Here is a 23,465-nt window from a genome sequence, read left to right as displayed (position 1 = left end):
TCACGACCTCCGTTGGGAGCGCTTCCATGCCTGAGTCCGCAACTCCGGTGTCCCCGGTCACCTTCCCTCCCGCCTTCCTCTGGGGCGCCGCGACCTCGGCGTACCAGATCGAGGGCGCGGTGCGGGAGGACGGCCGCACCCCGTCGATCTGGGACACCTTCAGCCATACGCCCGGCAGGACGGCCGGCGGCGAGACCGGTGACATCGCTGTCGACCACTACCACCGGTACCGCGAGGACGTGGCCCTGATGGCGGAGCTGGGCCTGAACGCCTACCGCTTCTCCGTCTCCTGGCCCCGGGTGCAGCCGACCGGCCGCGGCCCCGCCGTCCAGCGCGGCCTGGACTTCTACCGCCGGCTGGTCGACGAGCTGCTCGCGCACGGCATCAAGCCGGCCGTCACCCTCTACCACTGGGACCTGCCGCAGGAGCTGGAGGACGCGGGCGGCTGGCCGGAGCGGGACACGGCGTACCGGTTCGCGGAGTACGCGGAGATCGTCGGCGCGGCGCTCGGCGACCGCGTGGAGCAGTGGATCACGCTCAACGAGCCGTGGTGCAGCGCCTTCCTCGGCTACGGCTCCGGGGTGCACGCCCCCGGCCGTACGGACCCGGTGGCGGCCCTGCGCGCGGCCCACCACCTGAACCTGGCGCACGGGCTGGGCGCGACGGCCCTGCGTTCGGTGATGCCGGCCCGCAACACGGTGGCGCTCAGCCTCAACTCCTCGGTGGTGCGCCCGCTCTCCCGGCGGCCGGAGGACCTGGCGGCGGCGCAGCGCATCGACGACCTGGCCAACGGCGTCTTCCACGGCCCGCTGCTGCACGGCGCCTACCCGGAGTCCCTGCTGCAGTCGACGGCCTCGCTCACCGACTGGGCGTACGTGCAGGACGGCGACCTGGCGGCGATCCACCAGCCGCTGGACGCGCTGGGCCTCAACTACTACACGCCGGCCCTGGTCTCGGCGGGGGACGCGGACGCCCGCGGCCCGCGCGCCGACGGCCACGGGGCCAGCGACCACTCGCCGTGGCCGGGGGCGGACGACGTGGCGTTCCACCAGACGCCGGGTGAGCGCACGGAGATGGGCTGGACGATCGACCCCTCCGGGCTGCACGAGCTGATCATGCGCTACACCCGGGAGGCGCCGGGCCTGCCGCTGTACATCACCGAGAACGGCGCCGCCTACGACGACAAGCCCGACCCGGACGGCAGGGTGCACGACCCCGAGCGCATCGCCTACCTGCACGGCCATCTGTCGGCGGTCCGCCGGGCCATCGCCGACGGGGCGGACGTGCGCGGCTACTACCTGTGGTCCCTGATGGACAACTTCGAGTGGGCGTACGGCTACGAGAAGCGGTTCGGCGCGGTCTACGTCGACTACGTCACCCTCGAGCGGACGCCGAAGTCGAGTGCCCGGTGGTACGGGGAGGCGGCCCGGACGGGGACGCTGCCGTCGGTGGAGACGGCGGAGCAGGGGGCGTAGGCGGAGCCAGGGGGGCGGCGCCCGGGAGACCGGGTGCCGCGCCCCGCCCCTGGGGGTCACCGGTGGGCGGCGAACGCCTTCGCGAAGGCGTGCTTCCGCTGGGCCGGGGAGCTGCACGTCGCGTCGGCGGCCGGCTTCGGGCCGCCCGGGCGGGCCTTGTCGCGGACCGCGGACCACATGGACAGCCGGCCGAGCCCCTTGGCCTCGGCGAAGTCCACCAGCTGGGCGGCGTCGTCGACGTCGAAGACCTCGGACACGACATCGCTGACGCCGATCACCGGATGGCTGGTCCGGGCGGGGGCCGGTGATCTCGGGGCGGGCTCAAGGAAGGGATCGGGGCCGATCGGGCGTCGGTCTCGGGCGGGGCTGCCGGCGGCGTCGCACGGAGCCCCGGTGCCCGCGCCGCACCGGGGCCGACCGCCCGTCGAGCTGGATCCAGATGCGCACCTCGGTGCCGCCGAGCACGGACGAGCCGATGCGCACGTCCCCGCCCGTCGACTCCGCGAGCCGGCGCACGATGTCCAGGCCGAGGCCGGTCGAACCGTCGCTGCCCGAGCCCCGGCCGCGTGCCATCGCCGCCTCGGGGTCGGGTATGCCGGGGCCGGCGTCCGACACCAGGACGATCACCGCCTCCTCGCCGTTGTGCACGTCAACGGCGAAGGCGGTGCCTTCCGGAGTGTGCCGGAAGACGTTGCCGAGCAGGGCGTCCAGGGCCGCCGCCAGGTCCGCGCGGGCCACGGGTATGCGCACCGGCCGGTCCGCGCCGGCCATCCGCCACTTGCGGCCCTCGTCCTCGGCGAGCGCCGACCAGAACGCCATCCGTTCGCGGACCACCTCGGCGGCGTCGCACCCGGTGCCGGGGCCGGCCGCGGTCGTCTGCGGCTTGGCGTCCCGCGCCGTGCGGATGATGGTGTCGACCTCGCGCTCCAGTTGTTCCACGGCGGTCCGGGTCTGCTCGGCGGCCGGGCCGTCGCCGAGCGAGGCGGCGTTCAGCCGGAGCACGGTCAGCGGGGTGCGCAGCCGGTGCGACAGGTCGGCCGCCAGCTCCCGTTCGTTGGCGAGGAGCTGGACGACCTGGTCGGCCATGGAGTTGAACGCGACGGCCGCGAGCCGCAGTTCGCTCGGCCCCTCCTCCGGCACCCGCGCGCCCAGCTTTCCCTCGCCCAGTTCCTGCGCGCCCTCGACGAGGCGCCGCGCCGGCCGCACCATCCGGACGCCGAGCCGGTCGGCGACCGCGACCGAGCCGACGATCAGCGCGGCCCCGACCGCGGCGAGCACCGCCCAGGCGGTGCCGACGCCGTTGGTGACCTCGGACTCGGGGACGTAGACCTCGACCACCGCGATCTCGCCGGAGCTGAGGGCGACCGGCTGGAGCAGGGTGGACCCGCCGGTCACCTCCGTGGTGGAGGCGCGGCCCATGTCGCGTACGGCCGCGATGTCCTCTTCGGTGGCGCGCTGCCGCCCGATGTCGACCCGGTCGCCGTCCCGGCCGGAGGCGGGTATGTGCACGGCCAGCCCGGCGCCCCCGGAACCGGCGGAGGCGACCACCCGCTCCAGCTGGTCCCGGTCGGTGGTGATGGACAGGGCGGGCGCGACCGCCGCCGCCTCCCGCTCGGCGCTGGAGAAGGCGCGGTCCCGGGCCATCTCGCGGATGACGAGTCCGAGCGGGACCGCGAACGCGATCACGACCATCGCGGTGACCGCGAGCGAGACCTTGACCAGGGCCCATCTCATCGCGACGGCTCCGCTCCGGACGGCTCGACGGCCGGTGGCTCCAGCTTCACGCCGACCCCGCGCAGGGTGTGCAGATAGCGGGGCGACGCGGCGGTCTCGCCCAGCTTCCGCCGCAGCCAGGACAGATGGACGTCGATGGTCTGGTCGTCGCCGTACGACTGCTGCCACACCTCGGCGAGCAGCTCCCTGCGGGGCACGACCACGCCGGGGCGGCGGGCCAGGAAGGCGAGCAGGTCGAACTCGCGGCGGGTCAGGTCCAGTCGGACGCCGTCCAGCTCGGCCTGGCGGCGCAGCGGGTCGACGGTGAGGCCGCCGACCCGGAGCACGGTCGACGGCGCTGCCTCGCCGGCGCCGGACCGAGCGCGGCGCAGCACGGCCGCCATCCGCGCGGACAGGTGCTCCACGGAGAACGGCTTGGTGAGGTAGTCGTCCGCCCCGGCGTTCAGCAACCGGACGATCTCCGTCTCGTCGTCCCGGGCCGTGGCGACGATCACCGGCACGTCGGTGATGCCGCGCAGCATCTTCAGGGCCTCGGAACCGTCGAGGTCGGGCAGTCCGAGGTCCAGGACGACGACGTCGAAACGGTGATGGGCGACCTCGCGCAGCGCCTCCAGCGCCGTGCCGACACTGCGCACCGTGTGCGCGGCGTCGGTCAGGTGCCGGATGAGCGCCGAGCGTACGAACTGGTCGTCCTCGACCACGAGCACACTTGCCATGGGCGGCACCGTACGCCATGCGGACAAGCCCGGTGCGGGCCTGGGGACAACTCCGCTCGGGCGACACGCGTGGGACGTGTGAGGCAGTATGGCGGCGATGCGCAGAGGACTCGTACACGTACTGGCCTGGCTGCTCGCCACCGGCGCGGCGGTCACGCTGTCGTGGTGGGGTGTCCACACGGTCATGGCGGGCACGGCGTACGACCCGCCCCGCGCCCTGCCCATCAAGGGTGCCGAGGCGGCCGCGCAGGGCTCGGAGCCGCTGGCCTCCGCCACGGCACGGCGGTCGCCGTCGGCCGGCCGGTCGCAGTCGTCGTCTCCATCGCCGTCGCCGAGCGGGACGCCCCGGCGCGAGCCCGGCCCGGCGCCGTCCCGCGCCCCGGACGGCACCGCCCCCGAGGCGCCCGGCCCGTCCCCCACCGCCTCCGGGCGGGTGAAGGGCTACGACACCGACGGCGGGCGCGCGGTGTTCGACCTCGGCGAGACGTCCGCGACCCTGGTGTCCGCCGCGCCGGAGGCCGGCTGGTCGATGCAGGTGTGGAAGACGGAGTCGTGGATCCGGGTGGAGTTCGCCTCGGGCGCGGACCGGGTGTCGGTGTTCTGCACCTGGCACGACGGGCCGCCGCGGGTGGAGACCGGAAGCTACTGACCCCGCCGCCCTCGTGTCGGACGAGGGCCGAGGTCGCCCGCCGGCGCTCCCCGCGGCCGCGGCCTCACCGGAAGACCGACGCGGGCGCCGCCGGTGAGGCCACCGCCACGGCGTCCGTCACGGGGGCGGCGCCGCCGGTGAAGTCGGTCAGCGCCCGGCCGTGTTCCACCCGGGCGGGCTGCGCGTCGGAGGCGGCCCGGCGGGTCAGTTCGGCGACCGGCAGCGGCTGGCCGGAGGCGACGAGGATCGCGTTGCCGAAGCGTTTGCCGCGCAGCACGGCCGGGTCGGCGATCAGGGCCAGTTCCGGGAAGCGGGCGGCCGCGGTGGCGATCTGGCCGCGCAGGTGGGCGAGCGGCGGGCCGTCGGCGTGGTTGGCGGCGAAGACCCCTCCGGGGGCGAGCGCCCGGCGGACCTCGTCGAGGAACTCGGTCGAGGTCAGGTGGGCCGGGGTGCGAGTGCCGCTGAACACGTCCGCCACGACCAGGTCGGCCCAGCCGTCCGGCACCTTGGCGAGCCCGGCGCGGGCGTCGGCGGAACGCACCCGGACGCGGGCGCCGGGGTTCAGCGGCAGTTCGCGGCGGACCAGTTGGACGAGGGCCGCGTCCCGCTCGACGACCTGCTGGGTGGAGCGGGGGCGGGTGGCGGCGACGTAGCGGGCGAGGGTGAAGCCGCCGCCCCCGAGGTGCACGGCGTGGACGGGTCTGCCCGGCGGGGCGGCCAGGTCGATGACGTGGCCGATGCGGCGCTGGTACTCGAAGGACAGGTGGGCCGGGTCGTCGAGGTCGACGTGCGACTGCGGGGCGCCGTCGATGAGCAGCGTCCAGGCGCGCGCCCGGTCCCGGTCGGGGATCAGCTCGGCGCGCCCGCCGTCGACGTCCTCGACGACGACATCCGCGGCATCGCGCCCGCGCCGGGGCTTCCTGGTCCTTCCCACCGGTCCATTATCGCGGGACGGGGCGGGGCGGGGCGGAGCGGGGTTCGGCGGCTCCGACGCAGGGGGGGGCGACGGAGCCAAGGCGGCGAGGGTGCGAGGGTGCGAGGGGCGAGGGGCGACATGAGAGTACGCCGACGGGAGGAGTCGTCGGCGTGAGAAGGCGTCGACTTGGCGGTCGGCGTCAGGGGCGGCGTCGGGGGCCGGCGCCGAGAGGCAGCGTCGGAGGCCGGCGCCGAGGAGCGGCATTGTCGGCATTGGGCCCGCGTCGGAGGCCCGCGTCGGGGGGCCGTCGGGGGCCCACGCCGGAAGTCAGCGGCAGTTGTCCGCGGCCTCCAGCAGCCGGGCCGCCTCGCCGAGCGCGGCCCGCAGCACGGCCGGGTCGGTCGCGAGGTCCGCCTCACCGGGCGGCACCAGCCAGTCCGAGCCCTCCACCGGGGGAAGGGGGGCGAGTCTCAGGCCCCGCCCGTCGGTCTCCGTGCACGTACTCCCCGGCACGTCCCACGCGGCGGCCGTCCCCGGCGGGACCAGGAAGCCGAGGGTGCCGCAGCCGTCGTCGTGCAGCACGGGCCCCACCCCGTCACCGGCTGCTCGTCTGAGGATGTCGACGGCCTCCAGCCCTTGGCGCGTCGGAACGGTCACCACGTCACAGGCGTCACAGGCACTACGGAGACTGCTGATCCGGCTGGTATCCATCCCGGCCTCCACCACGGAACCCCTCCTCGGACGAGCGGTCGGGAGTCGGGGGCCTCCCGGTCCACTCTGTGCAACGCGGCAGACCGTCAACGGCTACGGCACAAGTCGGCCGTAAAGGATGGCACTTCATGGCAGATGACGGATGAGATATCCGGTTTGTAGCCAAACACCGCGTGGCGGGTCCGTCACAGCAGGTACGTTCTTGCTCGCCGGAAACAGGGCGGCAAACGGGTCGATCATGTCATCACCCCGACAACTCGCCCTGAGCCCGGCATGGTTCGACGGTTCGCACGAGAGGGCCCGGCCATGGCGTCGTCAACGGTGACCTCCCCCCAGCCCGAACGGCCACCGCAGCCGAACCTCGCCTTCCGGCGGTTGCGCGGACAGCGCTCGCCGGCCGAGTTCGCGGCGGCGGTCCGCCGGGCCGCACGGGAGATCGGCGAGCGCGTCAGCTGTGACGCTCGGTACATCGGCCGCGTCGAGTCGGGCGAGATCCGCTGCCCCAACTACGCGTACGAACGGGTGTTCCTGCACATGTTCCCCGGCCGCACGCTCACCGACCTGGGGTTCGCGCCCCGCTCGTCGGTACGCGGGCGCCGGGCACGCGCCGCCCGTGAAACGCGCGCGGCGCACGCGACGTATGACACGCCGGACCCGTACATCACGCACGACAACTACGAGGAGAGCGACGTGCTGCGTCGCGCATTCATGACCGGCGGGGGCGCCACGGTGGCCGCCGCCTCGCTGGGCCCGCTGGGCCTCGCCCGGGAGGCCGCCGCGGTTCCAGGCCCGGCGCGCCGCCCCGGGGCGAGCGACGCGGGCGCCCTGGAAGAAGCCGTCCGCCGGATCCGGCTGCTCGACGACCGGCACGGCGCCGACGGTCTCTACCGGCGCGCGGCGGCCCCGCTGCGCACGGCGTACGCGCTGCTGGACGCCGGGGCGACCCGGCAGACGACGGCGGACCGGCTCTACTCGGGCGCCGGTGAACTGGCCATCTCCGTGGGCTGGCTGGCCCATGACTCCGGACGCTTCGACGACGCCCGCTCGCACTACGCGGAGGCCCTCGCGACCGCCCGGATGAACGGGGATCCCGGCCTGGAGGCCCACGCCTTCTGCAACACGGCGTTCCTCGCGCGGGACGCGGGCCGGCCGCGCGAGGCGGTCCGGGCCGCCCAGGCCGCGCAACGCGCCGCGCGCCCCCTGGGCTCTGCCCGCCTGATGTCCCTGCTGGCGCTGCGCGAGGCGGGCGGCTGGGCGGGACTCGCCGACCGGGCCGGCTGCGCGCAGGCGCTGGCCCGCGCCCAGGCCCTCTTCGAGCGGGGGCCCTCGGACGCCGACCCCGAGTGGATGAGCTTCTACGGGGAGGCGGAGCTGGAGGGGCTGGAGGCGCAGTGCTGGTCGACGCTGGGCGACTGGCCTCGGGCCGCCCGGCACGCGCGGCGGGCCGCCGATCTGCAGGACCCGCACTTCACCCGGAACATCGCGCTGTACTCGGCCGAGCTGGCCGACGACCTCGCGCGCGGCGGACGGCCCGACGAGGCGGCGGCGGCCGGGATGCGGGTGCTGGATCTGCTGGGCGAGGTCCAGTCGTCGCGGGTGCAGACGATGCTGGGCGGGACGGCACGGGTGCTGGCGCCTCACCGGCGGGCTTCGGGGGTGTCGGCGTTCCTGGAGCGGCACGCCTCGCTGCCGCGGCCCGCGTGAGGTGGTGACGGTGCGCTGCGGGGGAGGCGCGCGCGGCCGGGCGCGGCGTGGCGCCTCCCCCTGAGGGGGTGCCCCGGCGCTCGCCCTTGCCGCGGCTAGCCCGCCAGGTGCCCCACGTCGTTCCAGTTCTCGATCGCCGGCTCCCCGTAGGCCCAGCCCAGCACCGACAGCGACGTCGGGTTCAGGCGTATGCGCGCCGCGAAGTCCAGCGGCAGGCCCAGCCAGCGGGCGCCGATGGAGCGCAGGATGTGCCCGTGGGCGAAGACCAGCACGTCGCGGTCGGCCGCGCGGGCCCACTCCACCACCTCGTCCGCGCGCGCGGTGACGTCCGCCAGGCTCTCCCCCTCCGGGACGCCGTCGCGCCAGATCAGCCAGCCCGGCCGGGCGGCCTGGATCTGGGCCGGGGTCATGCCCTCGTACGTCCCGTAGTCCCACTCCATCAGCGTGTCCCAGGTGCGGGCGCGGTCGCCGAACCCGGCGAGTTCGCACGTCTCACGCGCGCGGGAGAGCGGGCTGGTGCGCACCTCGGCACCGGACAGGCCGTCGAACGGCGCCCGGTGCAGGCGCTCGCCGAGCAGCTTGGCGCCGCGGCGGCCCTCCTCCAGCAGTGGCACATCGGTCCGGCCGGTGTGCTTGCCGGACAGCGACCACTCGGTCTGTCCGTGCCGGGCCAGCAGGATGCGCGGTGCCATGGAGGGGGCCGCCTTCCGGAAGAAATGTCGAGCGAAGCCCCTCCATCATCGCGCACCCTGTGCAGGAGCAACCCGGGGGGCGATCCCAGCGTCTATCAGGGCCGAGGCGCCCCGCGAACGAGGGCGCCCTACGCCGTAGAGTGGCACGCCCGGCCTGGTCGGGGTGCGTGAGACGAAGGGGGAGGGCGATCGGATGCGGGACACCGAGATACCGGGGAGACCGGGCACCGAGGCGACTGCCCCGTGGGCCCGGCCGCGCTGGTGGACCGAGTTGCCGCTGATCCTCCTCGTCTACGCCTGCTACTCCGTCGGCCGGCTGCTCGTGCGCGGCGACGTCTCCGACGCCGTCGACCACGGCCTGGCGATCCTGCGCGTCGAGAAGGCCTTCCACCTCAACGCCGAGCACCCGCTGAACCGTCTCTTCACCAGCGAGCCCTGGCTCGGCATACCGGCCGACTTCTGGTACGCGTCGCTGCACTACCTGGTGACCCCGGCGGTCCTCATCTGGCTGTTCCGCTCCCGCACCGTGCGCTACCGCGCGGCCCGCACCTGGCTGATGACGTCCACGTTCATCGGCCTGATCGGTTTCACCCTGCTGCCGACCTGCCCGCCGCGGCTGCTGGACCCGAGCCACGGCTTCGTCGACACCATGGCGTTCTACAGCTCGTACGGCTGGTGGGGCGGCGAGGCGAGCGCGCCGCGCGGACTGGGCGGGATGACCAACCAGTACGCGGCCATGCCGAGCCTGCACGTCGGCTGGGCGCTGTGGTGCGGCGTGATCCTGTGGCGGTACGGCGGCACGCGCGCGGCGAAGGCGGCGGCCGTCGTCTACCCGCTGGTGACCACGATCGTGGTCATGGGCACCGCCAACCACTACTTCCTCGACGCCGTGGCCGGCGCCGCCGTGATGGGCGCGGGGCTGCTGCTGACGCCGCACGTCATGCGGTACGCCGACCGGGTGCGGGCGCGGATCGCCGCACGGTCGGTGACGCCCGGCGGCACACCCGTCGCACCGGCCCCGGCCGACGCGGTTTCCCCGATTGTCAGTGGCGGATGCCAGACTTCCGCGGGTGAGCGAATTCCACGGCAGCGCGACCAGCGGTTCCCGTCCGGAGCCGAGCCGGACACCGCACCCGCGGAAGCGGGGGACGGCACTCCGGCACCGGCTCGCTGAGCTGCGGGGTCCCGACGTACCGGCCAAGGCGCTGGACGCCCGCGCCCTGGCCGCCCTCGCCGCCAACCCCGGGTGCAGACGGCGGGCGATCCTCGACGGCGCGGGGGTGAACAAGGCGGCGCTGGCGAGCGCGCTGGGCGCGCCGTCGGTCTTCGGGCAGTCGCAGTTCGCGTTCATGCGGGGCAACGCCTTCGAGGCGCGGGTCAAGGCGGACGGCGGCACGGAGCTGCTGCGGCTGGTGCACGAGAAGCTGGACCGGGGTGCCGAGCCGCCCGGGGGCGCGGCGGTGCCCGACCTCTCCGCGACCGGCCCGGAGGGGCGCGCGGCGCGTACGGCGCTGGCGCTGCGGGAGGCCACCGCGTCCGGTGCCTGGACCCTGCTGGACCACCCGATGGTCGCCCTCGACGTGGCGGGCTCCCCCGCCTTCCTGGAGCCGGACGCGGTGGTGGTGCACCCCGACGGCAGCTGGACGGTCGTGGAGATCAAGTCGTTCCCGATGCTGGACGGCTCAGCGGACCCGGCGAAGGTCGGCGCCGCGGCCCGGCAGGCGGCGGTGTACGTGCTGGCGCTGGAGGAGGTCGCGGCCAGGCTGGACCCGGCTCCGCGCGTGCGCCACCGGGTCCTGCTCGTGTGCCCCAAGGACTTCTCCAACCTGCCCACCGCCTCCGCCGTCGACGTCCGCAAACAGCGCGCGGTGACCGGGCGCCAGCTGGCCCGGCTCACCCGGATCGAGGAGATCGCCGACGCCCTCCCCGAGGGCACGTGCTTCTCCCCCGACCTGCCGGCCGAGGAGCTGACGGCCGCGGTCGAGGCGGTTCCGGCGACGTACGCGCCCGAGTGCCTGTCGGCGTGCGAGCTGGCCTTCCACTGCCGCGCCCGGTCCCGCGAGGCCGGCGCGGTGACCGGCCTCGGCCGCTCCGTGCGGGCGGAACTGGGCGGTCTGGCCACGGTCGATGACGTCCTGGCGGCGGCCCGCGGCGAGGCCGGGGATCCGGACGACCCGGCGGTGGCGGCGCTGCGCCGGGCGGCGGCGCTGCGGGCGGAGGCGCTGGAGACGGCGGCGCCGGGGGCGATGGCGTCGGGGGCGACGGCGTGTCACTGATCACGACGCTGGCCCGGCTGGAGGCCGTGCGGGCCGGCCGCGCCCGGCCCACCGCCACGGTGCGGCACCGGCACCTGTCCGACCGGCCGCTGGTGTTCGTTCCGCTCACCACCGCCGGTGAGGCCGGCGCCCCGCTCGGCGCGCTGGTCGGCACCGACCGGGACGCGCCGCACCTGCTGGTGGTGCCGCAGCCGCGGGACCGCGACCTCCGGTTCGCGTTCCTGGCCGAGCTGGCGGACATCGTGCTGCCGTACGTGGAGTCGTACGCCGACGCCGTCGAGGCCGCCGAGCGCACCGAGACCGACCCGGAGACCGGCAAACGGGTCAAGGTCGAGGTCGACCTGTGCGCGGACGCCGCGCAGCTGATCGTGCCCAGCCGCGCGGGCATCGACTTCGTACGGCTGCTCGGCCGCTCCATGCGGTTCCGGCGTACGGCCGAGCAGGACCCCGAGGCGCCGCACCCCGCGCCGCCGCGCGTGCCGCTGCTCGGCCGGTGGCTGACCCACTACGGGGAGCGGGCGAGGGTGCCCGGCTCCTCGCTGCTGCTGGCCATGACCGACCTGCTGGGCCGGCACTGGGCGACCGGCCAGTCCACGCTGGAGGACCAGCACCTGGCGGCGCTGCTCGCCTGGATCGACCCGCCCGAGGGGGCCGTGGGTGCCGAGGAGGCGCTGCGGGCGGAGCTGGCCCGGGACGCCGACGGCCAGCTGCTGTGCCCGCCCGCCGGACCGGCGACCGACCCGGCGTTCGACAACAAGCGGCTCGCCCCGGCCGTCGAGCGGTACGACCGGGCCCGCACCGCGCTGGCCGCCGCCGAGGACGGGCCGGCGGCCGACGAGCGGCTCGGTGCGCTGGCCGCCGCCGAGCGGGAGATCCGCGACCTGGTCGCCGGGCACACCCGGCCGGCCTGGGACGCGGTGTGGCGCGGCCTGGAGCTGCTGCGGGAGCTGCCGGCCGGCGCGCACGTCGAGGAGCGGTGGACCCGCGACCGCTGGTCGTTCACCGGGCACCGGGACCGGATCGCCGCGGGCGAGCCGCCGCAGCCGCGCCACGACGACGCGGTGACGGCGGCGAACAAGCTCGCCACCCGCGAGCGCGAGCAGGCCCGGCTGGAGGCGCAGGAGGCGCTGGACGATCCGCTGGTGATGGCCGGGCGGCGGCTGGCCGGGGAGGCGTTCGCGGGCGAGGTCACGGATGTGGTCATGGCGTACAGCGAGAGCAGGCGGCCCAGCCCGCGTCCGCTGGTCACGGTCCGCACCGACGACCGGCCGCAGCTCGGCGAGCGGGTGAAGGTGTACCGGTCGCTGGGCGGGAAGCCGCAGGCGGCGGAGTTCGCCGGGCAGGAGGACGAGGGCGTGTACGTCCTCCGGATCGTCGACAGGATGGGCCGCGGCCGGGAGCCGGAGGCCGGGTCGGTGCCGGAGAAGGGCGACCGGGTCTGCTTCACCCTCTTCGAGCACGAGCAGCGCGGCGGCGCGAAGCTGCCCGACCGGGAGCGGACGCCGTGGACCCACGGCGGGCCGCCCGGTGAGGACCCGGTGCCCGAACCCGCCGATCCGATGACCGAGGAGGATGTGCTGTGACCGTGACCGCCGAGGCCACCGCCGCCCCGGGCGCCGCGTTCGACCCGGGCGCCGAGGCGGGCCGCGCCACCGCCGCGATCCTCCACGACACCCTGCACGGCACCGAGCGCGGCGTGGTCGTCGACTCCCCACCGGGCGCCGGCAAGTCCACCCTGGTGGTCCGGGCGGCGCTGGAGCTGGCCGAGGCGGGGCGCCCGCTGATGGTCGTCGCGCAGACCAACGCCCAGGTCGACGACCTGGTGCTGCGGCTCGCCGAGAAGAACCCCGAGCTGCCGGTGGGCCGGCTGCACAGCAGTGACGCGGACCCGTACGACAAGGCGCTGGACGACCTGCCCAACGTGCGCAAGTCGGCGAAGGCCTCCGACCTCGCCGGTCTCGACGTCGTGCTGTCCACCGCCGCGAAGTGGGCGCACGTGAAGGTCGACGAGCCGTGGCGGCACGCGATCGTGGACGAGGCGTACCAGATGCGGTCGGACTCGCTGCTGGCCGTGGCCGGGCTGTTCGAGCGGGCGCTGTTCGTGGGCGACCCGGGGCAGCTGGACCCGTTCGCGACCGTGGGCAGCGAGCAGTGGGCGGGCCTGTCGTACGACCCGTCGGCGTCGGCGGTGACGACCCTGCTGGCCCACAACCCGGGCCTGCCCCAGCACCGCCTGCCGGTTTCCTGGCGGCTCCCGGCGTCGGCGGCCCCCCTGGTCTCGGACGCGTTCTACCCGTACACGCCGTTCCGCAGCGGCACCGGCCACGGCGACCGGAGCCTCGCCTTCGCGGTGCCGTCGGACGGGTCCGCCCCGGACCGGGTGATCGACGAGGCGGCCCGTTCCGGCTGGGGCCTGCTGGAACTGCCCGCGCGGCACACCCCGCGCACGGACCCGGAGGCGGTGCGGGCGGTGGCGACGGTGGTCCGGCGCCTGCTGGACCGGGACGGCGCGGCGACGTCGGAGCGCTCGCCCGACCCGGTGCCGCTGGCCGCCGGGCGGATCGCCGTCGGCACGGCGCACCGGGACCAGGCGGCCGCGGTGCGCGCGGCGCTGGCGGAGCTGGGCGTCACCGACGTGACCGTCGACACGGCGAACCGGCTGCAGGGCCGCGAGTACGACGTGACGGTCGTCCTGCATCCGCTCTCCGGCCGCCCCGACGCCACCGCCTTCCACCTGGAGACCGGCCGCCTGTGCGTCCTGGCCTCCCGGCACCGGCACGCCTGCGTCGTCGTCTGCCGAGCGGGTGTGGACGCCCTCCTGGACGACTACCCGTCCACGGAGCCGGTCCAGCTGGGCACGGTGGTGAAGTTCCCGGACGGCTGGGAGGCCAACCACGCGGTCCTCGCCCACCTGTCCCGGCACGCCGTGCCCTGGCGGCCGTAGGGGGCGCGAGTGGTCCTCGATGCCCCCTTGCGCGGGCGCGGGACAATGGACGGTGGCCCGCTCCACCGGAGTGCCCCCGCTCGCGGGGCGAGGGTCACGCGCGACGTACGAGTGAGGAGAAGACATGGCGGAGCCCACGCCGCGTCCGAACGAACCGCGGCTACGCCCCGCGCCCCTGCTCTTCGAGCCCGCGGCGGCGGCCGCGGACCCGGAGCACTTCTTCGACCTGGAGTCGATCGACGACCCGCGGGCGCTGCTGGAGCGCGCGACGGAGCTGACGGAGGCGTTCCGCGTGGCGGCGGACCGCGCCATGGAGTTCCAGGCGGTGGCGGCGGCGCAGCTCGCCGACCCGCGGCGGTTCGACCGGCTGACGACCGCGGACATCGCCGAGCGGGCCGAGTGGACCGAGGACTACGCCAAGAAGATGGTGGAGTTCGGGCGTGATCTGATGCGGGGCGCCGAGGGCAGCCGGGGGCACGTCGACCCGGTGTGAGTCCGCCTCCCACCCACGCCCGGCATATGCCAGGCGGGCAAGATACTCCTCGCCTCCCCCTCCTGTCCCGGATTCCGGCAACCCAGCGGAACGGACTGCTCACCGGGGGTAGATGTGGACCCCATGAGCAGCACACCGAACGTCTCCCACGTCACTTCGGACGGCGCCGCCTGGCTGGCCTCGGCCGGCCCGTACCCGCGCAGCACGCTCGCCCTGTGGGAGGAGCGGCCGGACGCCCCGGTGGTGCTGCCCTGCGGTTCCGCCTTCGACGTGGTCAGCGCCTCGGCGATGTTCGGGCGCCGGATGCTGGACCGGCTGTGGGCCGAGGGCCCGGGCTCGGGGCCGGTGGCCGAGCTACGGGGCCGGATGCTGCTGTTCGCCGCGCCCGGCACGGCCCAGCGGCTGCCCTCGCTGCTGGAGTGGGAGGAGTGGGGCGGCCGTACCGGCACGGTGCCGTCGCTGCTGTGCCACGGCACCGGGGACGCGGTGACCGTCCCGGCCGTCGCCGGGACGCCCGCCCGCCCGGGTTCCGGTTCCCGCTGGCTGGTCGCCCCCGACACCCGTCAGCCCTGGCTGCCGGGCCCCGAGGTCCTGCTGTGGGCGGCCGTCCGGGCGGCCCGCGCGGCCGTGCGGATATCGATTTTTCCTCCCGCCGAGCAGGGTGCTAAGGTCTACGACGTCAGCAGGCGCCGCTAGCTCAGTTGGTTAGAGCAGCTGACTCTTAATCAGCGGGTCCGGGGTTCGAGTCCCTGGCGGCGCACGACACGAGAAGGCCTCTCGCGCAAGCGGGGGGTCTTTTCCGTGCCCTCCGCGCGCCCGTTCCGCGCCCCCCGCACGCCCACCGGCCGGGCATCCTCACACCGGGCGCCCCGGCGTGATCGTCACCGTCCAGGCCCCGGACACCGTCCGCCCCGCCACCTCCACCCGCACGCCCTCCCCCGGCACCGTGAAGCTCTCCCCGAGCCCGACGGGCGCGTCCGCGAGCGGCGGGTAGACCGAGCCCTCCCAGCACGCCGAGGTACGCGGATGGGCGTCGATCACCTCGATCGGCCCGCCGCCGGACGGAGCCCCGCTGTGCACCCGGTACACCAGCACCCCCGCCCGGCAGGCGCCGATGTCGCTGCCCACCGGGCCGCGCGCCTCGAAGGCCAGCGCGCTCCGGGCACCGGTGCGCACCACCGCCAGCTTGGTGCCCCGGCCGAGCCCGAAGGCCGGCGCCCCGGCGGCGCCCGTCACCGGCACCCCGGGCCCGGCCCCCAGCGGCTCCAGCGTCAGCCGCGTCGGCTCCGAGCCCCGCACGCAGACCACCTGCCGGGACTCCAGCCAGCCCAGCTTCCACTTGTGCCAGCCGAACAGGTCGGGGGCCAGGCCGAACTGGCTGCCCATCAGGTCCCAGTCCCCGACATAGGTGTCCCAGTCGCCCTTGCCGTCGGCCGGCCGGTGGTACAGGTCGGGCAGGTCCAGGACGTGCCCCGTCTCGTGGGCCAGGACCAGGCGGTCCGGCGGGTGGTTCTCGAAGACGGTGACGACCCGCCGGATGTCGGTGCCGTCCGCCCGCATCGGGGTGTCGAGATTGACGACCTTCGTGGCGTCCGAGTCCACGCCGGGCGCGTCCGGGTCGGCGACGAAGTAGACGATGTCGTAGCGGGAGAAGTCCACGTGCCGGTCCGCCGCGGCCAGCGCGTCGCGCAGGTAGGCGGCGCGGCTCGGGGCGTCCCAGTCGCGCTGTATGGCGTACGCCGTCGACGGGCGCGGCATGGGCACCCAGTGCTGCAGGGGGTGCGGGCGGAGCGTGAACTTGCCGTAGGAGGCCCGCTGGAAGAAGTGGGTGGTGGCCGGGAAGTGGTCGGCGGCCAGTTCCAGCGGTGCGGTCAGGGGCCGGGAGTCCGGGAAGGACAGGAACACCATCACCGCGTCCAGGGCGCGCGTCGGCCGCGGATAGGCGGCGTTCCAGGTGTCCAGACCCTCGGAGTGGTGGGCGTCGGTCCGCTCCAGGGCGCAGGGTTCGGGCGAGAATGGCTCGGCGACCGAGGGCGCGGCCACCAGGGAGGTCGCGGCCAGTGCCGACATGGTGGTGGCCACGGCGGCCGTCCTGCGCAGCCCGGTCCGGGGCGGGTTCCCGTCGGCCCGGCGTCCCTCGCCGCTCGCCCGGCGCCCTCCGCGACTCGCCCGGCGCCCCACGCCACCGAGGCCCTTGAGGGCCTCTCGGGGAAGTCGCCTCAGGGGGAGCTGGCGCGGCACATGGACCTCCGGGGCGGTTCGCGGGACACCGCACCCAGCTTGTGCATATTTGTCGTACTACGCCCTGTCCGACTGCACCGGTCGGGTGAGCCGCCCGGAATTCCGCGCGCCCGCCAGAACCGACACCCCCGAGCCACTCACGGAACGTCACAACTGGTCGGGGACGTTTGGGACCCGGCCATTGGTGAGCAGAAACGATCTGGCAGGGCTTCCCGCCCGCCCGGGACACCGCGCAGCGGCTGGAAGGCCCCCGGGCCAGCCTCTATGATCGGCACACTTTCCGGCACGGACAGCGATCGAGTGCACTGCGGGAGCAAGCGGTGAGCGGAACGTCCGAAGGGCCGACGCCCGCGGCAGACCTCGACCGGTCAGCCGTCACAGACAGTGACATCGGCCTGGCTCCTCGTACGGGCCTCGCGGGCGACGCCCCGCCCTACCGTTCCGTGTTCACGGCGGCCCCGCTCGCCATGGCCGTCGTCGACCCCGAGGGCCTGGTCGTCAGCGCCAACGACACGCTCGGCACGCTCCTCGGCGCCACGCCCGAGGACCTGGCGGGGTGCCCGGCGGCCGACCTGGTGGACCTCGCCTCCGACGCCCGCACCTGGAGCGCGTACCGCGAGGTGCTGCGCGGCGACCGGCCCCGGCTGCGCTGCACCCGGCGCCTGAAACGCCCCGACGGCCAGTCCCTGTGGGCGCAGGTCACCGTGGCGCCGCTGGCCGGGGACGCGCCCGGCCTGCTGCTGTCCGTCGCGGACATCAGCGCCCGGCGCGAACTCCAGGCCCGGCTGCGCCATCTGCAGATGCACGACCCGGTGACCCGGCTGCCCAACCGCGCCCTGTTCTTCGAGCGCCTCACCGCCGCCCTGGAGCCGGAGTCGTACGAGCACGGCGGCACCGGCCGGATCGGCCTGTGCTACCTGGACCTGGACGGCTTCAAGGCCGTCAACGACACCCTGGGCCACCGCGTCGGGGACCGTCTGCTGACCGCCGTCGCCGAGCGCCTCAGCCGCTGCGCGGAGGAGGCCGCCCACACCCGGACCGGCACACCGCTGGTGGCCCGGCTGGGCGGCGACGAGTTCGCGCTGCTGGTCGAGGACTCCACGGGCACCGACCAGCTCGCCGACCTCGCCGAATCCGCGCTGGCCGCCCTCCAGGAACCCTTCGACCTGGCCGGCCGCCGCCTGTCGGTGACCGCGTCGATCGGCGTCGTGGAACGGCACGCCGCCGGGACGACCCCCACCGCCCTGATGCAGGCGGCGGACACCACGCTCTACTGGGCCAAGGCGGACGGCAAGGCCCGCTGGACGCTGTTCGACCCCGAGCGCAACGCCCACCGCATGACCCGCCAGGCCCTCGCCTCCACCCTCCGCCCGGCCATCGACCGCGGCGAGTTCGCCCTGGAGTACCAGCCGCTGGTCGGCATGGAGGACGGGCGGCTGCGCGGCGTCGAGGCGCTCATCCGCTGGAATCATCCTCAGTTCGGCGTACTGGCGCCGAATCGGTTCATCGCACTGGCGGAGGAGGACGGCTCGATCGTTCCCCTCGGCCGCTGGGTGCTGCGCACCGCCTGTCGCCAGGCCCGCCGCTGGCAGCTCGACAACCCGGGCGAGCCGCCGATCTTCGTCAGCGTCAACGTGGCGGTACGGCAGGTGTGGGACTCGGACCTGGTGGCGGACGTGGCGGCGACGCTGGCCGAGACGGGACTCGCGCCGGAGCTGCTGCAGCTGGAACTCACGGAGTCGGCGGTGATGGGCTCGGCGGGCCGCCCGCTCCAGGCCCTGAAGGCGCTCAGCGACATGGGCGTGCACATCGCCATCGACGACTTCGGCACCGGCTACTCGAACCTGGCGTACCTGAGCCGCCTCCCGGTCTCCGTCCTGAAGCTGGACGGCTCCTTCGTGCGCGGTTTCCAGTACGACGCCCGCAGCGCCGAGCGGGACGCGGAGACGGACGCCGACCGGACCAGCCCGGCGGACGAGGTGATCGTCGAGGCGATGGTCCAGCTGGCCCACCGGCTCGGCCTGACGGTCACGGCGGAGTGCGTGGAGACGTCCGACCAGGCGACCCGCCTGCGCCGGATCGGCTGCGACACCGGCCAGGGCTGGCTGTACTCGCGCCCGGTCTCGCCGGACCGCATCTCCGAGCTGCTGCTTCAGCCGGCCGTCGGCAACCCGTAGGCGTCGGCGATCAGCTCGTAGGAGCGCAGCCGTACGTCGCCGCTGTGCGCGTTGCCGGTGATCATCAGCTCGTCGGCGCCGGTGCGCTTGTGGAGGTCGTCGAGGCCGGAGCGGACCGCCTCCGGCGTGCCGTGGATGACGTTCGCGTTCCAGGAGGCGACGAACTCCCGCTCCGTCGGGCTGAAGTCGTACGCCTCCGCCTCCTCGGGCGTCGGCACCAGTCCGGGCCGCCCGGTGCGCAGCCGCACCATGTTCAGCGCGGCGGCGAGCACCTGCCGCCGGGCCTCCTCCTCGTCCTCCGTGGCCAGCGCGGAGACGCCGATCAGGGCGTACGGCCGGTCGAGGACGGCGGACGGACGGAAGGTCTCCCGGTACAGGTCGAGCGCGGGGACGGTGTTCTGCGCCGAGAAGTGGTGGGCGAAGGCGAAGGGCAGCCCGAGGGCGCCGGCCAGCCGCGCGCTGAACCCGGAGGAGCCGAGGAGCCACACCGGCGGCCGGTGCGGGGACTGGACGCCGCCGGGGCTCGTGGCCTGGACCGGCCCCGGCACGGCGTGGATGCGCCGGTAGGGGTGCCCGTCGGGGAAGTCGTCGTCCAGGAACCGGACGAGTTCGGCGAGCTGCTGCGGGAACTCGTCGGCGCCCTCACTGAGCCGGTCGGCACGCCGGAGGGCGGCGGCGGTGGCACCGTCGGTGCCGGGGGCGCGGCCCAGGCCGAGGTCGATCCGCCCGGGGGCCATGGCCTCCAGCGTCCCGAACTGCTCCGCGATGACGAGGGGCGCGTGGTTCGGCAGCATGACGCCGCCCGAGCCGAGGCGTATGCGCTCGGTGTGCGCGGCGAGGTGCGCCAGGATCACGGCCGGCGAGGAGGAGGCGACGCCGGGCATGGAGTGGTGCTCGGCGACCCAGTACCGGTGGAACCCGCGGGACTCCGCGAGACGGGACAGCTCGACGCTGGTGCGCAGCGCGTCGGTGGCCGTCCGTCCGGCGCCGACGGTGACCAGGTCCAGGACGGAGAGGGGGACGGGAGCGGTGCCGTGGGCGGTGCCCCGGATCTCCTCTGCGGCGTCTTCGGACATGGTGGGGTGCCTCCTGGGTGGCGCTGAGACGGGTGACGTTCGCGCCGGGGTCAACAGGAGGTGGGGGCGGGTTATTCCTGGTGGGGGGCTTTGAGGGTGCTGATGAAGGCAGTGAAGGCGGACGCGTGGAAGGTGAGGGGGGCACGCGTCGGCGCCTTGGAATCACGCACGGCTATCCGCGACCGGTGGTGCGCCACTTCCACACAGGCGTCGCCTTGGCCGCCGCCCGAGTAGGACGACTTCTGCCAGGTGCCCGGGGGTGGTCATCGTCCACCTTCGGGACTGGCCTTCAGAGCGTCCAGGAACGACACGAAGGCGGGAGCCGGAAACGTGAGGATGACCCGGGCCGGGGTCTTCGAGTCACGGACGGCTATGAGGTCGTCCAGTTCCGCGATCTCGACGCAGTCGTTGCCCTCTCCGCCGCCGGAGTATGACGACCTCTGCCAGCGGAGAGTTTGGGGTGTACCCATGGCTTCAGCTCTCCTGGTCCAAGGCTTTGAGGGAGGCGATGAAGGCGGTGAAGGCAGGAGCGGGGAAGGTGAGGATGGCGCGGGTCGGCGCTTTTGAGTCGCGGACGGCTATACGGGGGCTGTGGTGGGCGACCTCCACGCAGGCATTGCCGTCGCCCGGTCCCGAGTAGGAAGACTTGCGCCAGTTGCCGGATGCAGCCATCGAGAGCCTCACAGTTCCTTCGCCAACCTGTGGATGAAGTCACGGGACTGAGCGGGGTCCAGAGTCACAGCCTTCACTTTACGGAAGAGCGTTCGAAAGGCGCCGAGTTGTGCTTCCGAATCGACGAAGGCGGTGCCGTGAGGGGCATCCCGTACGACCGTGTCCAGCTTGGGCACGGCGCCACCGGCGTAGATCATCCCGCTCGCGGCCCCAGCGAAGCCGTCCAATTCGAATGGGATGACCCGCACGGTGATGTGGCCCGCCGTGGACAGGTCGAGGATGTGCGAGAGCTGCGCACGAGACGCAGCCCGGTCACCGACCCTGATACGGAGCGCGCCTTCATGGACTACCGCCTCGTACGGGACAGGCGCCGGCCCATCGAGGATCACCCGGCGCTGCATGCGATGACGCACCCGCAGCTGCAACTCGTCCTCGGGCAACTCGGGAACACGGTAGGAGAAGACGGCCCGCGCGTAGTCCTCCGTCTGGAGAAGGCCCGGGACGTAGAGGAAGTCCACGTCCCATCTGTGAGTGGCGTGATGCTCCAACTCGGCAAGGTCCAGGAATTGCGCGGGCAGGAGGCCTCGGTATTCCTCCCACCATCCCCGCGTGCGGTCGGTGGCCATCGCCGCCAGGGCGTGGATCAAACCCTCGTCCGTACACACATAGTGGGCAGCGAGCCGACGCAGTCGCCGCTCGCTCACTCCCGTGATCCCGGACTCCATCTGACTCATCTGCACAGAGGTCACGCCGAGCAGGCTCGCCGCCTCGGTCGCTTTGAGTCCTGCGGCCTCTCGCAGCCTTCGAAGCTCATGCCCCAGACGCACCTGGCGCGCGGTGGGCTGCTGACGACGCCCCATCCACTTCCTCCTCGCCCCAACTGCCACTCAGGCCCGACTCGTTCGGTGAAAGATTACGGCAACGACTTGCCGGGACCTAAATTTAGGTCCTACCGTCGGTGACGCAACGCACACCGTGCGACACCAGGCCCCCGGAAGCGCACCGCTCCGCCCTGCCACGACGGACGCGGCAATGACACCGGCCCGCCCGCTCTCAACTCCCCCTCACCGCCGAGGAGTCCGCATGCCCGAAAACGAACCGTGGGAGTACTGCCTCCACATCCCCAACGACGTCCGCGCGGTCACCGTCTGCCGCCGCACCCTCCGCCTCACCCTCACCCTGCACGGCCTGATCCGCCTGGTCGACGTCGCCGAACTACTGGCGGCGGAACTGGCCTCCAACGCCGTACGCCACACCAAAGGACCGGCCGCACTACGCGTGCGCTGGTCGGGAACGGGCATCCTGCGGATCGGTGCGTGGGATGCCGACCCCTCGCCCCCGGAACCGCCCAGGCCCTTCGAGCAGGCGACGGAATCGAAGGAGGGCCGCGGACTGGCCCTGGTGCGGGCCTGCGCCGACGTGTGGGGCTGGCAACCGCTCGCCAGGGACGGCAACCGCGGCAAGTACGTGTGGTGCGAGCTGGGACACGCAGCGACGCCGGTTCGCAGTACGGCCTGATCGACGCGCGGACGGGTGCCCGGCCGCCGCTCGGGGGTAGCCGCACCCCATGAGGCCGTGGTGGAGACGGGTCGGCGCGCCGGTCGCCGGCGGCATGGTGGCGGGCGTACTGACGACCGCGATCACCGATCGGGCGTGGGGCTGGGACCTGGCCGCCCGGTGCCTGGTCTACTCGGCGATGTACGCCGTGCTCCAGCCGCTGCTGGCCCGGTCACGGCGACGCGCTGCTGAGCGGGACGAGCAACAGATACGGGAGTTTCGGGAAGCACGGCGCACCCGACAGGGGCGCTCCAGCGGCAAGAGATGCTGATGCGTACCTGCGTTTCGGTTCTGGCAATGACCGGAGCGTGGGTGGGGGTGGCGATGTTGGCCCTGTTCTGGGTCCTTGCCTTCTGGGTCACAAGCTCCAGGACCGCCGGGTAGCGGTGCCGGGGCGGGCCGATGTGCGTGCCGGGCATCGCTGCGGTACGCTCATCGCACGCTGGTCGCCGGGGCAACTCCCGGTAGCCGGTAGTGCGTTGGTGGTCCAAGGAAAGACGCCCCGCTTCCTGCGGGGAGATGCAGGTGCAAGGCCTGCCCAGCGCTCCGGTCAAGACCCCGGTCCCGCGGAAGCGGGGCCGGGGTTCTTTCGTGGCCCCGCTTCGGTCAGCCGAGCTTGGCCTCCTGCGCGTCGATCACCGCGGTCGGCTGGTCGAACGCCTCGCCCCGGGTGACCGACGCGATGTTGAAGGACGAGAACCCGGCGAGCGTGGTGCCCTGGCGGAAGACGACGACCTTCGTGTCGGCGGCCGTGCCGTCCATCTTCGTGCCCACCGTCCAGGCGACGGCGTCCTCCCCGGCCGTGAGCTTCTCCTCGGTGATCTTGGTGACCTGCTGCTTCTCTCCCTCGACCGACATGCTGAAGCCTCCGGCGCACTTCTTGCCGGCCTCCCGCAGGGTCTTCAGCGTCTGCTCCGCGCCGTCGGCGTCGTAGGACCAGAGGGAGGTCGTCGTCTTGGTGACGTCGAGGGAGTTGAGCATCGCCTCCTTGGCCTGCTCCTCCGTCAGCCCGTCGAGGTCCGGCATGCCCTCCTTGGCCGCGGCGGACTCCTGGACGACGAGGCGCTGGGCGCTCGCCGCGGGCTTGCCCGCCGGCAGGGCCGACAGCACCTGGGCGACGGGCTCGCACTCGGCCTTCCCGACCGAGAGGGTGGCGGGGTCGGCGACGGCGTCCTTCCCCGGCTTGGTGACCTTGTGGTCCTTCAGATCGGCCGAGGCGATCACGAGCTTCTCCAGCTCGGCGGCGGTCAGCGCCTTCGCCGCCGGAGCGCTCGACGCGCCACCGTCCTTCGCCCCCTTGTCCTCGGCGTTCCCGCCCTTCTGGTCACCGCCGCCACAAGCGGTGACCAGCAGGGCGAGGGTGGCCGCGGAGGCGGTCAGGACGGTACGGCGGACGGCGGTGGGTCGCACGGTGCTACTCCCTGTGTTCAAC

The 23,465-nt window shown here is 74.1% G+C and carries 23 protein-coding genes, 1 tRNA gene and 2 pseudogenes; 13 read left to right on the top strand and 13 right to left on the bottom strand.

The window, feature by feature from the left end; all coding sequences use genetic code 11:
• Positions 1 to 26: 26 nt before the first annotated feature.
• Positions 27 to 1,475: a GH1 family beta-glucosidase gene (locus tag ACLGIH_RS21915; protein WP_416526962.1), complete on the top strand. Its 1,449-nt coding sequence runs from the start codon at positions 27 to 29 to the stop codon at positions 1,473 to 1,475.
• 56 nt (positions 1,476 to 1,531) lie between these two features.
• On the opposite strand, the pseudogene ACLGIH_RS21910 reads toward ACLGIH_RS21915, so the two are convergent.
• The 3 genes and pseudogenes from ACLGIH_RS21910 to ACLGIH_RS21900 all read right to left on the bottom strand — a co-directional run.
• Positions 1,532 to 1,756, bottom strand: a pseudogene (locus ACLGIH_RS21910) (cellulose binding domain-containing protein); the annotation flags it as partial.
• A 40-nt stretch (positions 1,757 to 1,796) separates the two neighbouring features.
• Entirely contained in the window at positions 1,797 to 3,209 is a 1,413-nt protein-coding gene (locus ACLGIH_RS21905; RefSeq protein WP_416526961.1) for a sensor histidine kinase, read from the bottom strand.
• The gene (locus ACLGIH_RS21900) at positions 3,206 to 3,925 is read right to left on the bottom strand and encodes a response regulator transcription factor (protein WP_416526960.1); all 720 of its coding nucleotides are present in this window, start codon (positions 3,923 to 3,925) and stop codon (positions 3,206 to 3,208) included. The genes ACLGIH_RS21905 and ACLGIH_RS21900 overlap by 4 nt, the downstream gene beginning before the upstream one ends.
• Positions 3,926 to 4,022: 97 nt before the next feature.
• Between ACLGIH_RS21900 and ACLGIH_RS21895 the strand changes: the two genes are divergently transcribed.
• Positions 4,023 to 4,574: a hypothetical protein gene (locus tag ACLGIH_RS21895; RefSeq protein WP_416526959.1), complete on the top strand. Its 552-nt coding sequence runs from the start codon at positions 4,023 to 4,025 to the stop codon at positions 4,572 to 4,574.
• A 64-nt stretch (positions 4,575 to 4,638) separates the two neighbouring features.
• Here the strand turns inward: ACLGIH_RS21895 and ACLGIH_RS21890 are convergent, their stop codons facing one another.
• On the bottom strand, positions 4,639 to 5,508 hold the full coding sequence (locus tag ACLGIH_RS21890; protein WP_416526958.1) for a spermidine synthase: 870 nt from the start codon (positions 5,506 to 5,508) through the stop codon (positions 4,639 to 4,641).
• A gap of 309 nt (positions 5,509 to 5,817) precedes the next feature.
• Positions 5,818 to 6,216 (bottom strand): hypothetical protein, encoded by a 399-nt coding sequence (locus ACLGIH_RS21885; RefSeq protein ID WP_416526957.1) that lies wholly within the window; start codon positions 6,214 to 6,216, stop codon positions 5,818 to 5,820.
• Positions 6,217 to 6,507: 291 nt separating this feature from the next.
• Between ACLGIH_RS21885 and ACLGIH_RS21880 the strand changes: the two genes are divergently transcribed.
• Positions 6,508 to 7,905 (top strand): NsdA family TPR-like regulatory protein, encoded by a 1,398-nt coding sequence (locus tag ACLGIH_RS21880; RefSeq protein ID WP_416526956.1) that lies wholly within the window; start codon positions 6,508 to 6,510, stop codon positions 7,903 to 7,905.
• A gap of 95 nt (positions 7,906 to 8,000) precedes the next feature.
• Here the strand turns inward: ACLGIH_RS21880 and ACLGIH_RS21875 are convergent, their stop codons facing one another.
• Positions 8,001 to 8,597: a histidine phosphatase family protein gene (locus tag ACLGIH_RS21875; protein WP_416526955.1), complete on the bottom strand. Its 597-nt coding sequence runs from the start codon at positions 8,595 to 8,597 to the stop codon at positions 8,001 to 8,003.
• A gap of 193 nt (positions 8,598 to 8,790) precedes the next feature.
• Here ACLGIH_RS21875 and ACLGIH_RS21870 point away from each other — a divergent pair, with 193 nt between their 5' ends.
• The 7 genes from ACLGIH_RS21870 to ACLGIH_RS21840 all read left to right on the top strand — a co-directional run bounded on the left by ACLGIH_RS21870 (position 8,791) and on the right by ACLGIH_RS21840 (position 15,070).
• Positions 8,791 to 9,771 carry a phosphatase PAP2 family protein gene (locus ACLGIH_RS21870; protein ID WP_416526954.1) on the top strand — a complete coding sequence of 327 codons (981 nt, stop codon included), beginning with the start codon at positions 8,791 to 8,793 and terminating at the stop codon, positions 9,769 to 9,771.
• Positions 9,668 to 10,873 (top strand): hypothetical protein, encoded by a 1,206-nt coding sequence (locus ACLGIH_RS21865; protein ID WP_416526953.1) that lies wholly within the window; start codon positions 9,668 to 9,670, stop codon positions 10,871 to 10,873. Before ACLGIH_RS21870 ends, ACLGIH_RS21865 begins: the two co-directional genes overlap by 104 nt.
• On the top strand, positions 10,864 to 12,456 hold the full coding sequence (locus ACLGIH_RS21860; protein ID WP_416526952.1) for a hypothetical protein: 1,593 nt from the start codon (positions 10,864 to 10,866) through the stop codon (positions 12,454 to 12,456). The genes ACLGIH_RS21865 and ACLGIH_RS21860 overlap by 10 nt, the downstream gene beginning before the upstream one ends.
• 2 nt (positions 12,457 to 12,458) lie before the next feature.
• Entirely contained in the window at positions 12,459 to 13,817 is a 1,359-nt protein-coding gene (locus tag ACLGIH_RS21855; RefSeq protein WP_416529446.1) for an AAA family ATPase, read from the top strand.
• A 124-nt stretch (positions 13,818 to 13,941) separates the two neighbouring features.
• Complete coding sequence (locus tag ACLGIH_RS21850) at positions 13,942 to 14,310, top strand: hypothetical protein (RefSeq protein WP_416526951.1); 369 nt, start codon at positions 13,942 to 13,944, stop codon at positions 14,308 to 14,310.
• A gap of 123 nt (positions 14,311 to 14,433) precedes the next feature.
• Entirely contained in the window at positions 14,434 to 15,006 is a 573-nt protein-coding gene (locus ACLGIH_RS21845) for a bifunctional DNA primase/polymerase (RefSeq protein ID WP_416526950.1), read from the top strand.
• Positions 14,997 to 15,070: transfer RNA gene (locus ACLGIH_RS21840), tRNA-Lys, on the top strand. Before ACLGIH_RS21845 ends, ACLGIH_RS21840 begins: the two co-directional genes overlap by 10 nt.
• Before the next feature lie 95 nt (positions 15,071 to 15,165).
• Here the strand turns inward: ACLGIH_RS21840 and ACLGIH_RS21835 are convergent.
• Positions 15,166 to 16,380, bottom strand: a complete 1,215-nt coding sequence (locus ACLGIH_RS21835) for a M6 family metalloprotease domain-containing protein (RefSeq protein ID WP_416529445.1) — start codon at positions 16,378 to 16,380, stop codon at positions 15,166 to 15,168.
• Positions 16,381 to 16,871: 491 nt separating this feature from the next.
• Between ACLGIH_RS21835 and ACLGIH_RS21830 the strand changes: the two genes are divergently transcribed.
• The gene (locus ACLGIH_RS21830) at positions 16,872 to 18,728 is read left to right on the top strand and encodes a putative bifunctional diguanylate cyclase/phosphodiesterase (protein ID WP_416526949.1); all 1,857 of its coding nucleotides are present in this window, start codon (positions 16,872 to 16,874) and stop codon (positions 18,726 to 18,728) included.
• Here the strand turns inward: ACLGIH_RS21830 and ACLGIH_RS21825 are convergent.
• The 5 genes and pseudogenes from ACLGIH_RS21825 to ACLGIH_RS21805 all read right to left on the bottom strand — a co-directional run bounded on the left by ACLGIH_RS21825 (position 18,704) and on the right by ACLGIH_RS21805 (position 21,336).
• Positions 18,704 to 19,804, bottom strand: a complete 1,101-nt coding sequence (locus ACLGIH_RS21825) for an LLM class flavin-dependent oxidoreductase (protein WP_416526948.1) — start codon at positions 19,802 to 19,804, stop codon at positions 18,704 to 18,706. The genes ACLGIH_RS21830 and ACLGIH_RS21825 overlap by 25 nt on opposite strands.
• 71 nt (positions 19,805 to 19,875) lie before the next feature.
• A pseudogene (locus ACLGIH_RS21820) lies at positions 19,876 to 20,043 on the bottom strand (DUF397 domain-containing protein); the annotation flags it as partial.
• A 24-nt stretch (positions 20,044 to 20,067) separates the two neighbouring features.
• Positions 20,068 to 20,274: a DUF397 domain-containing protein gene (locus tag ACLGIH_RS21815; RefSeq protein WP_416526947.1), complete on the bottom strand. Its 207-nt coding sequence runs from the start codon at positions 20,272 to 20,274 to the stop codon at positions 20,068 to 20,070.
• Between the two features lie 4 nt (positions 20,275 to 20,278).
• Positions 20,279 to 20,476 (bottom strand): DUF397 domain-containing protein, encoded by a 198-nt coding sequence (locus ACLGIH_RS21810; protein ID WP_416526946.1) that lies wholly within the window; start codon positions 20,474 to 20,476, stop codon positions 20,279 to 20,281.
• A gap of 8 nt (positions 20,477 to 20,484) precedes the next feature.
• Positions 20,485 to 21,336 (bottom strand): helix-turn-helix domain-containing protein, encoded by an 852-nt coding sequence (locus ACLGIH_RS21805; RefSeq protein ID WP_416526945.1) that lies wholly within the window; start codon positions 21,334 to 21,336, stop codon positions 20,485 to 20,487.
• Between the two features lie 223 nt (positions 21,337 to 21,559).
• Here ACLGIH_RS21805 and ACLGIH_RS21800 point away from each other — a divergent pair, with 223 nt between their 5' ends.
• Positions 21,560 to 21,994 carry an ATP-binding protein gene (locus tag ACLGIH_RS21800; protein ID WP_416526944.1) on the top strand — a complete coding sequence of 145 codons (435 nt, stop codon included), beginning with the start codon at positions 21,560 to 21,562 and terminating at the stop codon, positions 21,992 to 21,994.
• Positions 21,995 to 22,043: 49 nt separating this feature from the next.
• Positions 22,044 to 22,304 (top strand): hypothetical protein, encoded by a 261-nt coding sequence (locus ACLGIH_RS21795; RefSeq protein WP_416526943.1) that lies wholly within the window; start codon positions 22,044 to 22,046, stop codon positions 22,302 to 22,304.
• Between the two features lie 335 nt (positions 22,305 to 22,639).
• Here the strand turns inward: ACLGIH_RS21795 and ACLGIH_RS21790 are convergent, their stop codons facing one another.
• Complete coding sequence (locus tag ACLGIH_RS21790) at positions 22,640 to 23,443, bottom strand: hypothetical protein (protein ID WP_416526942.1); 804 nt, start codon at positions 23,441 to 23,443, stop codon at positions 22,640 to 22,642.
• Positions 23,444 to 23,465 lie beyond the last annotated feature (22 nt).

It is taken from the genome of Streptomyces hamibioticus, assembly GCF_047946815.1.
Lineage (GTDB): Bacteria > Actinomycetota > Actinomycetes > Streptomycetales > Streptomycetaceae > Streptomyces.
The sequence above is the reverse complement of the archived record's forward strand: the minus strand, read 5'-3'. Positions and strand labels throughout refer to the sequence as shown.

Coding starts and splice junctions, on each gene's coding strand:
- ACLGIH_RS21825 (WP_416526948.1), bottom strand. CDS start 19,804: ATGTCCGAAGACGCCGCAGAGGAGATCCGGGGCACCGCCCACGGCACC.
- ACLGIH_RS21810 (WP_416526946.1), bottom strand. CDS start 20,476: ATGGCTGCATCCGGCAACTGGCGCAAGTCTTCCTACTCGGGACCGGGC.
- ACLGIH_RS21845 (WP_416526950.1), top strand. CDS start 14,434: ATGAGCAGCACACCGAACGTCTCCCACGTCACTTCGGACGGCGCCGCC.
- ACLGIH_RS21875 (WP_416526955.1), bottom strand. CDS start 8,597: ATGGCACCGCGCATCCTGCTGGCCCGGCACGGACAGACCGAGTGGTCG.
- ACLGIH_RS21800 (WP_416526944.1), top strand. CDS start 21,560: ATGCCCGAAAACGAACCGTGGGAGTACTGCCTCCACATCCCCAACGAC.
- ACLGIH_RS21895 (WP_416526959.1), top strand. CDS start 4,023: ATGCGCAGAGGACTCGTACACGTACTGGCCTGGCTGCTCGCCACCGGC.
- ACLGIH_RS21900 (WP_416526960.1), bottom strand. CDS start 3,925: ATGGCAAGTGTGCTCGTGGTCGAGGACGACCAGTTCGTACGCTCGGCG.
- ACLGIH_RS21795 (WP_416526943.1), top strand. CDS start 22,044: ATGAGGCCGTGGTGGAGACGGGTCGGCGCGCCGGTCGCCGGCGGCATG.
- ACLGIH_RS21870 (WP_416526954.1), top strand. CDS start 8,791: ATGCGGGACACCGAGATACCGGGGAGACCGGGCACCGAGGCGACTGCC.
- ACLGIH_RS21835 (WP_416529445.1), bottom strand. CDS start 16,380: ATGTCGGCACTGGCCGCGACCTCCCTGGTGGCCGCGCCCTCGGTCGCC.
- ACLGIH_RS21880 (WP_416526956.1), top strand. CDS start 6,508: ATGGCGTCGTCAACGGTGACCTCCCCCCAGCCCGAACGGCCACCGCAG.
- ACLGIH_RS21905 (WP_416526961.1), bottom strand. CDS start 3,209: ATGAGATGGGCCCTGGTCAAGGTCTCGCTCGCGGTCACCGCGATGGTC.
- ACLGIH_RS21805 (WP_416526945.1), bottom strand. CDS start 21,336: ATGGGGCGTCGTCAGCAGCCCACCGCGCGCCAGGTGCGTCTGGGGCAT.
- ACLGIH_RS21915 (WP_416526962.1), top strand. CDS start 27: ATGCCTGAGTCCGCAACTCCGGTGTCCCCGGTCACCTTCCCTCCCGCC.
- ACLGIH_RS21815 (WP_416526947.1), bottom strand. CDS start 20,274: ATGGGTACACCCCAAACTCTCCGCTGGCAGAGGTCGTCATACTCCGGC.
- ACLGIH_RS21850 (WP_416526951.1), top strand. CDS start 13,942: ATGGCGGAGCCCACGCCGCGTCCGAACGAACCGCGGCTACGCCCCGCG.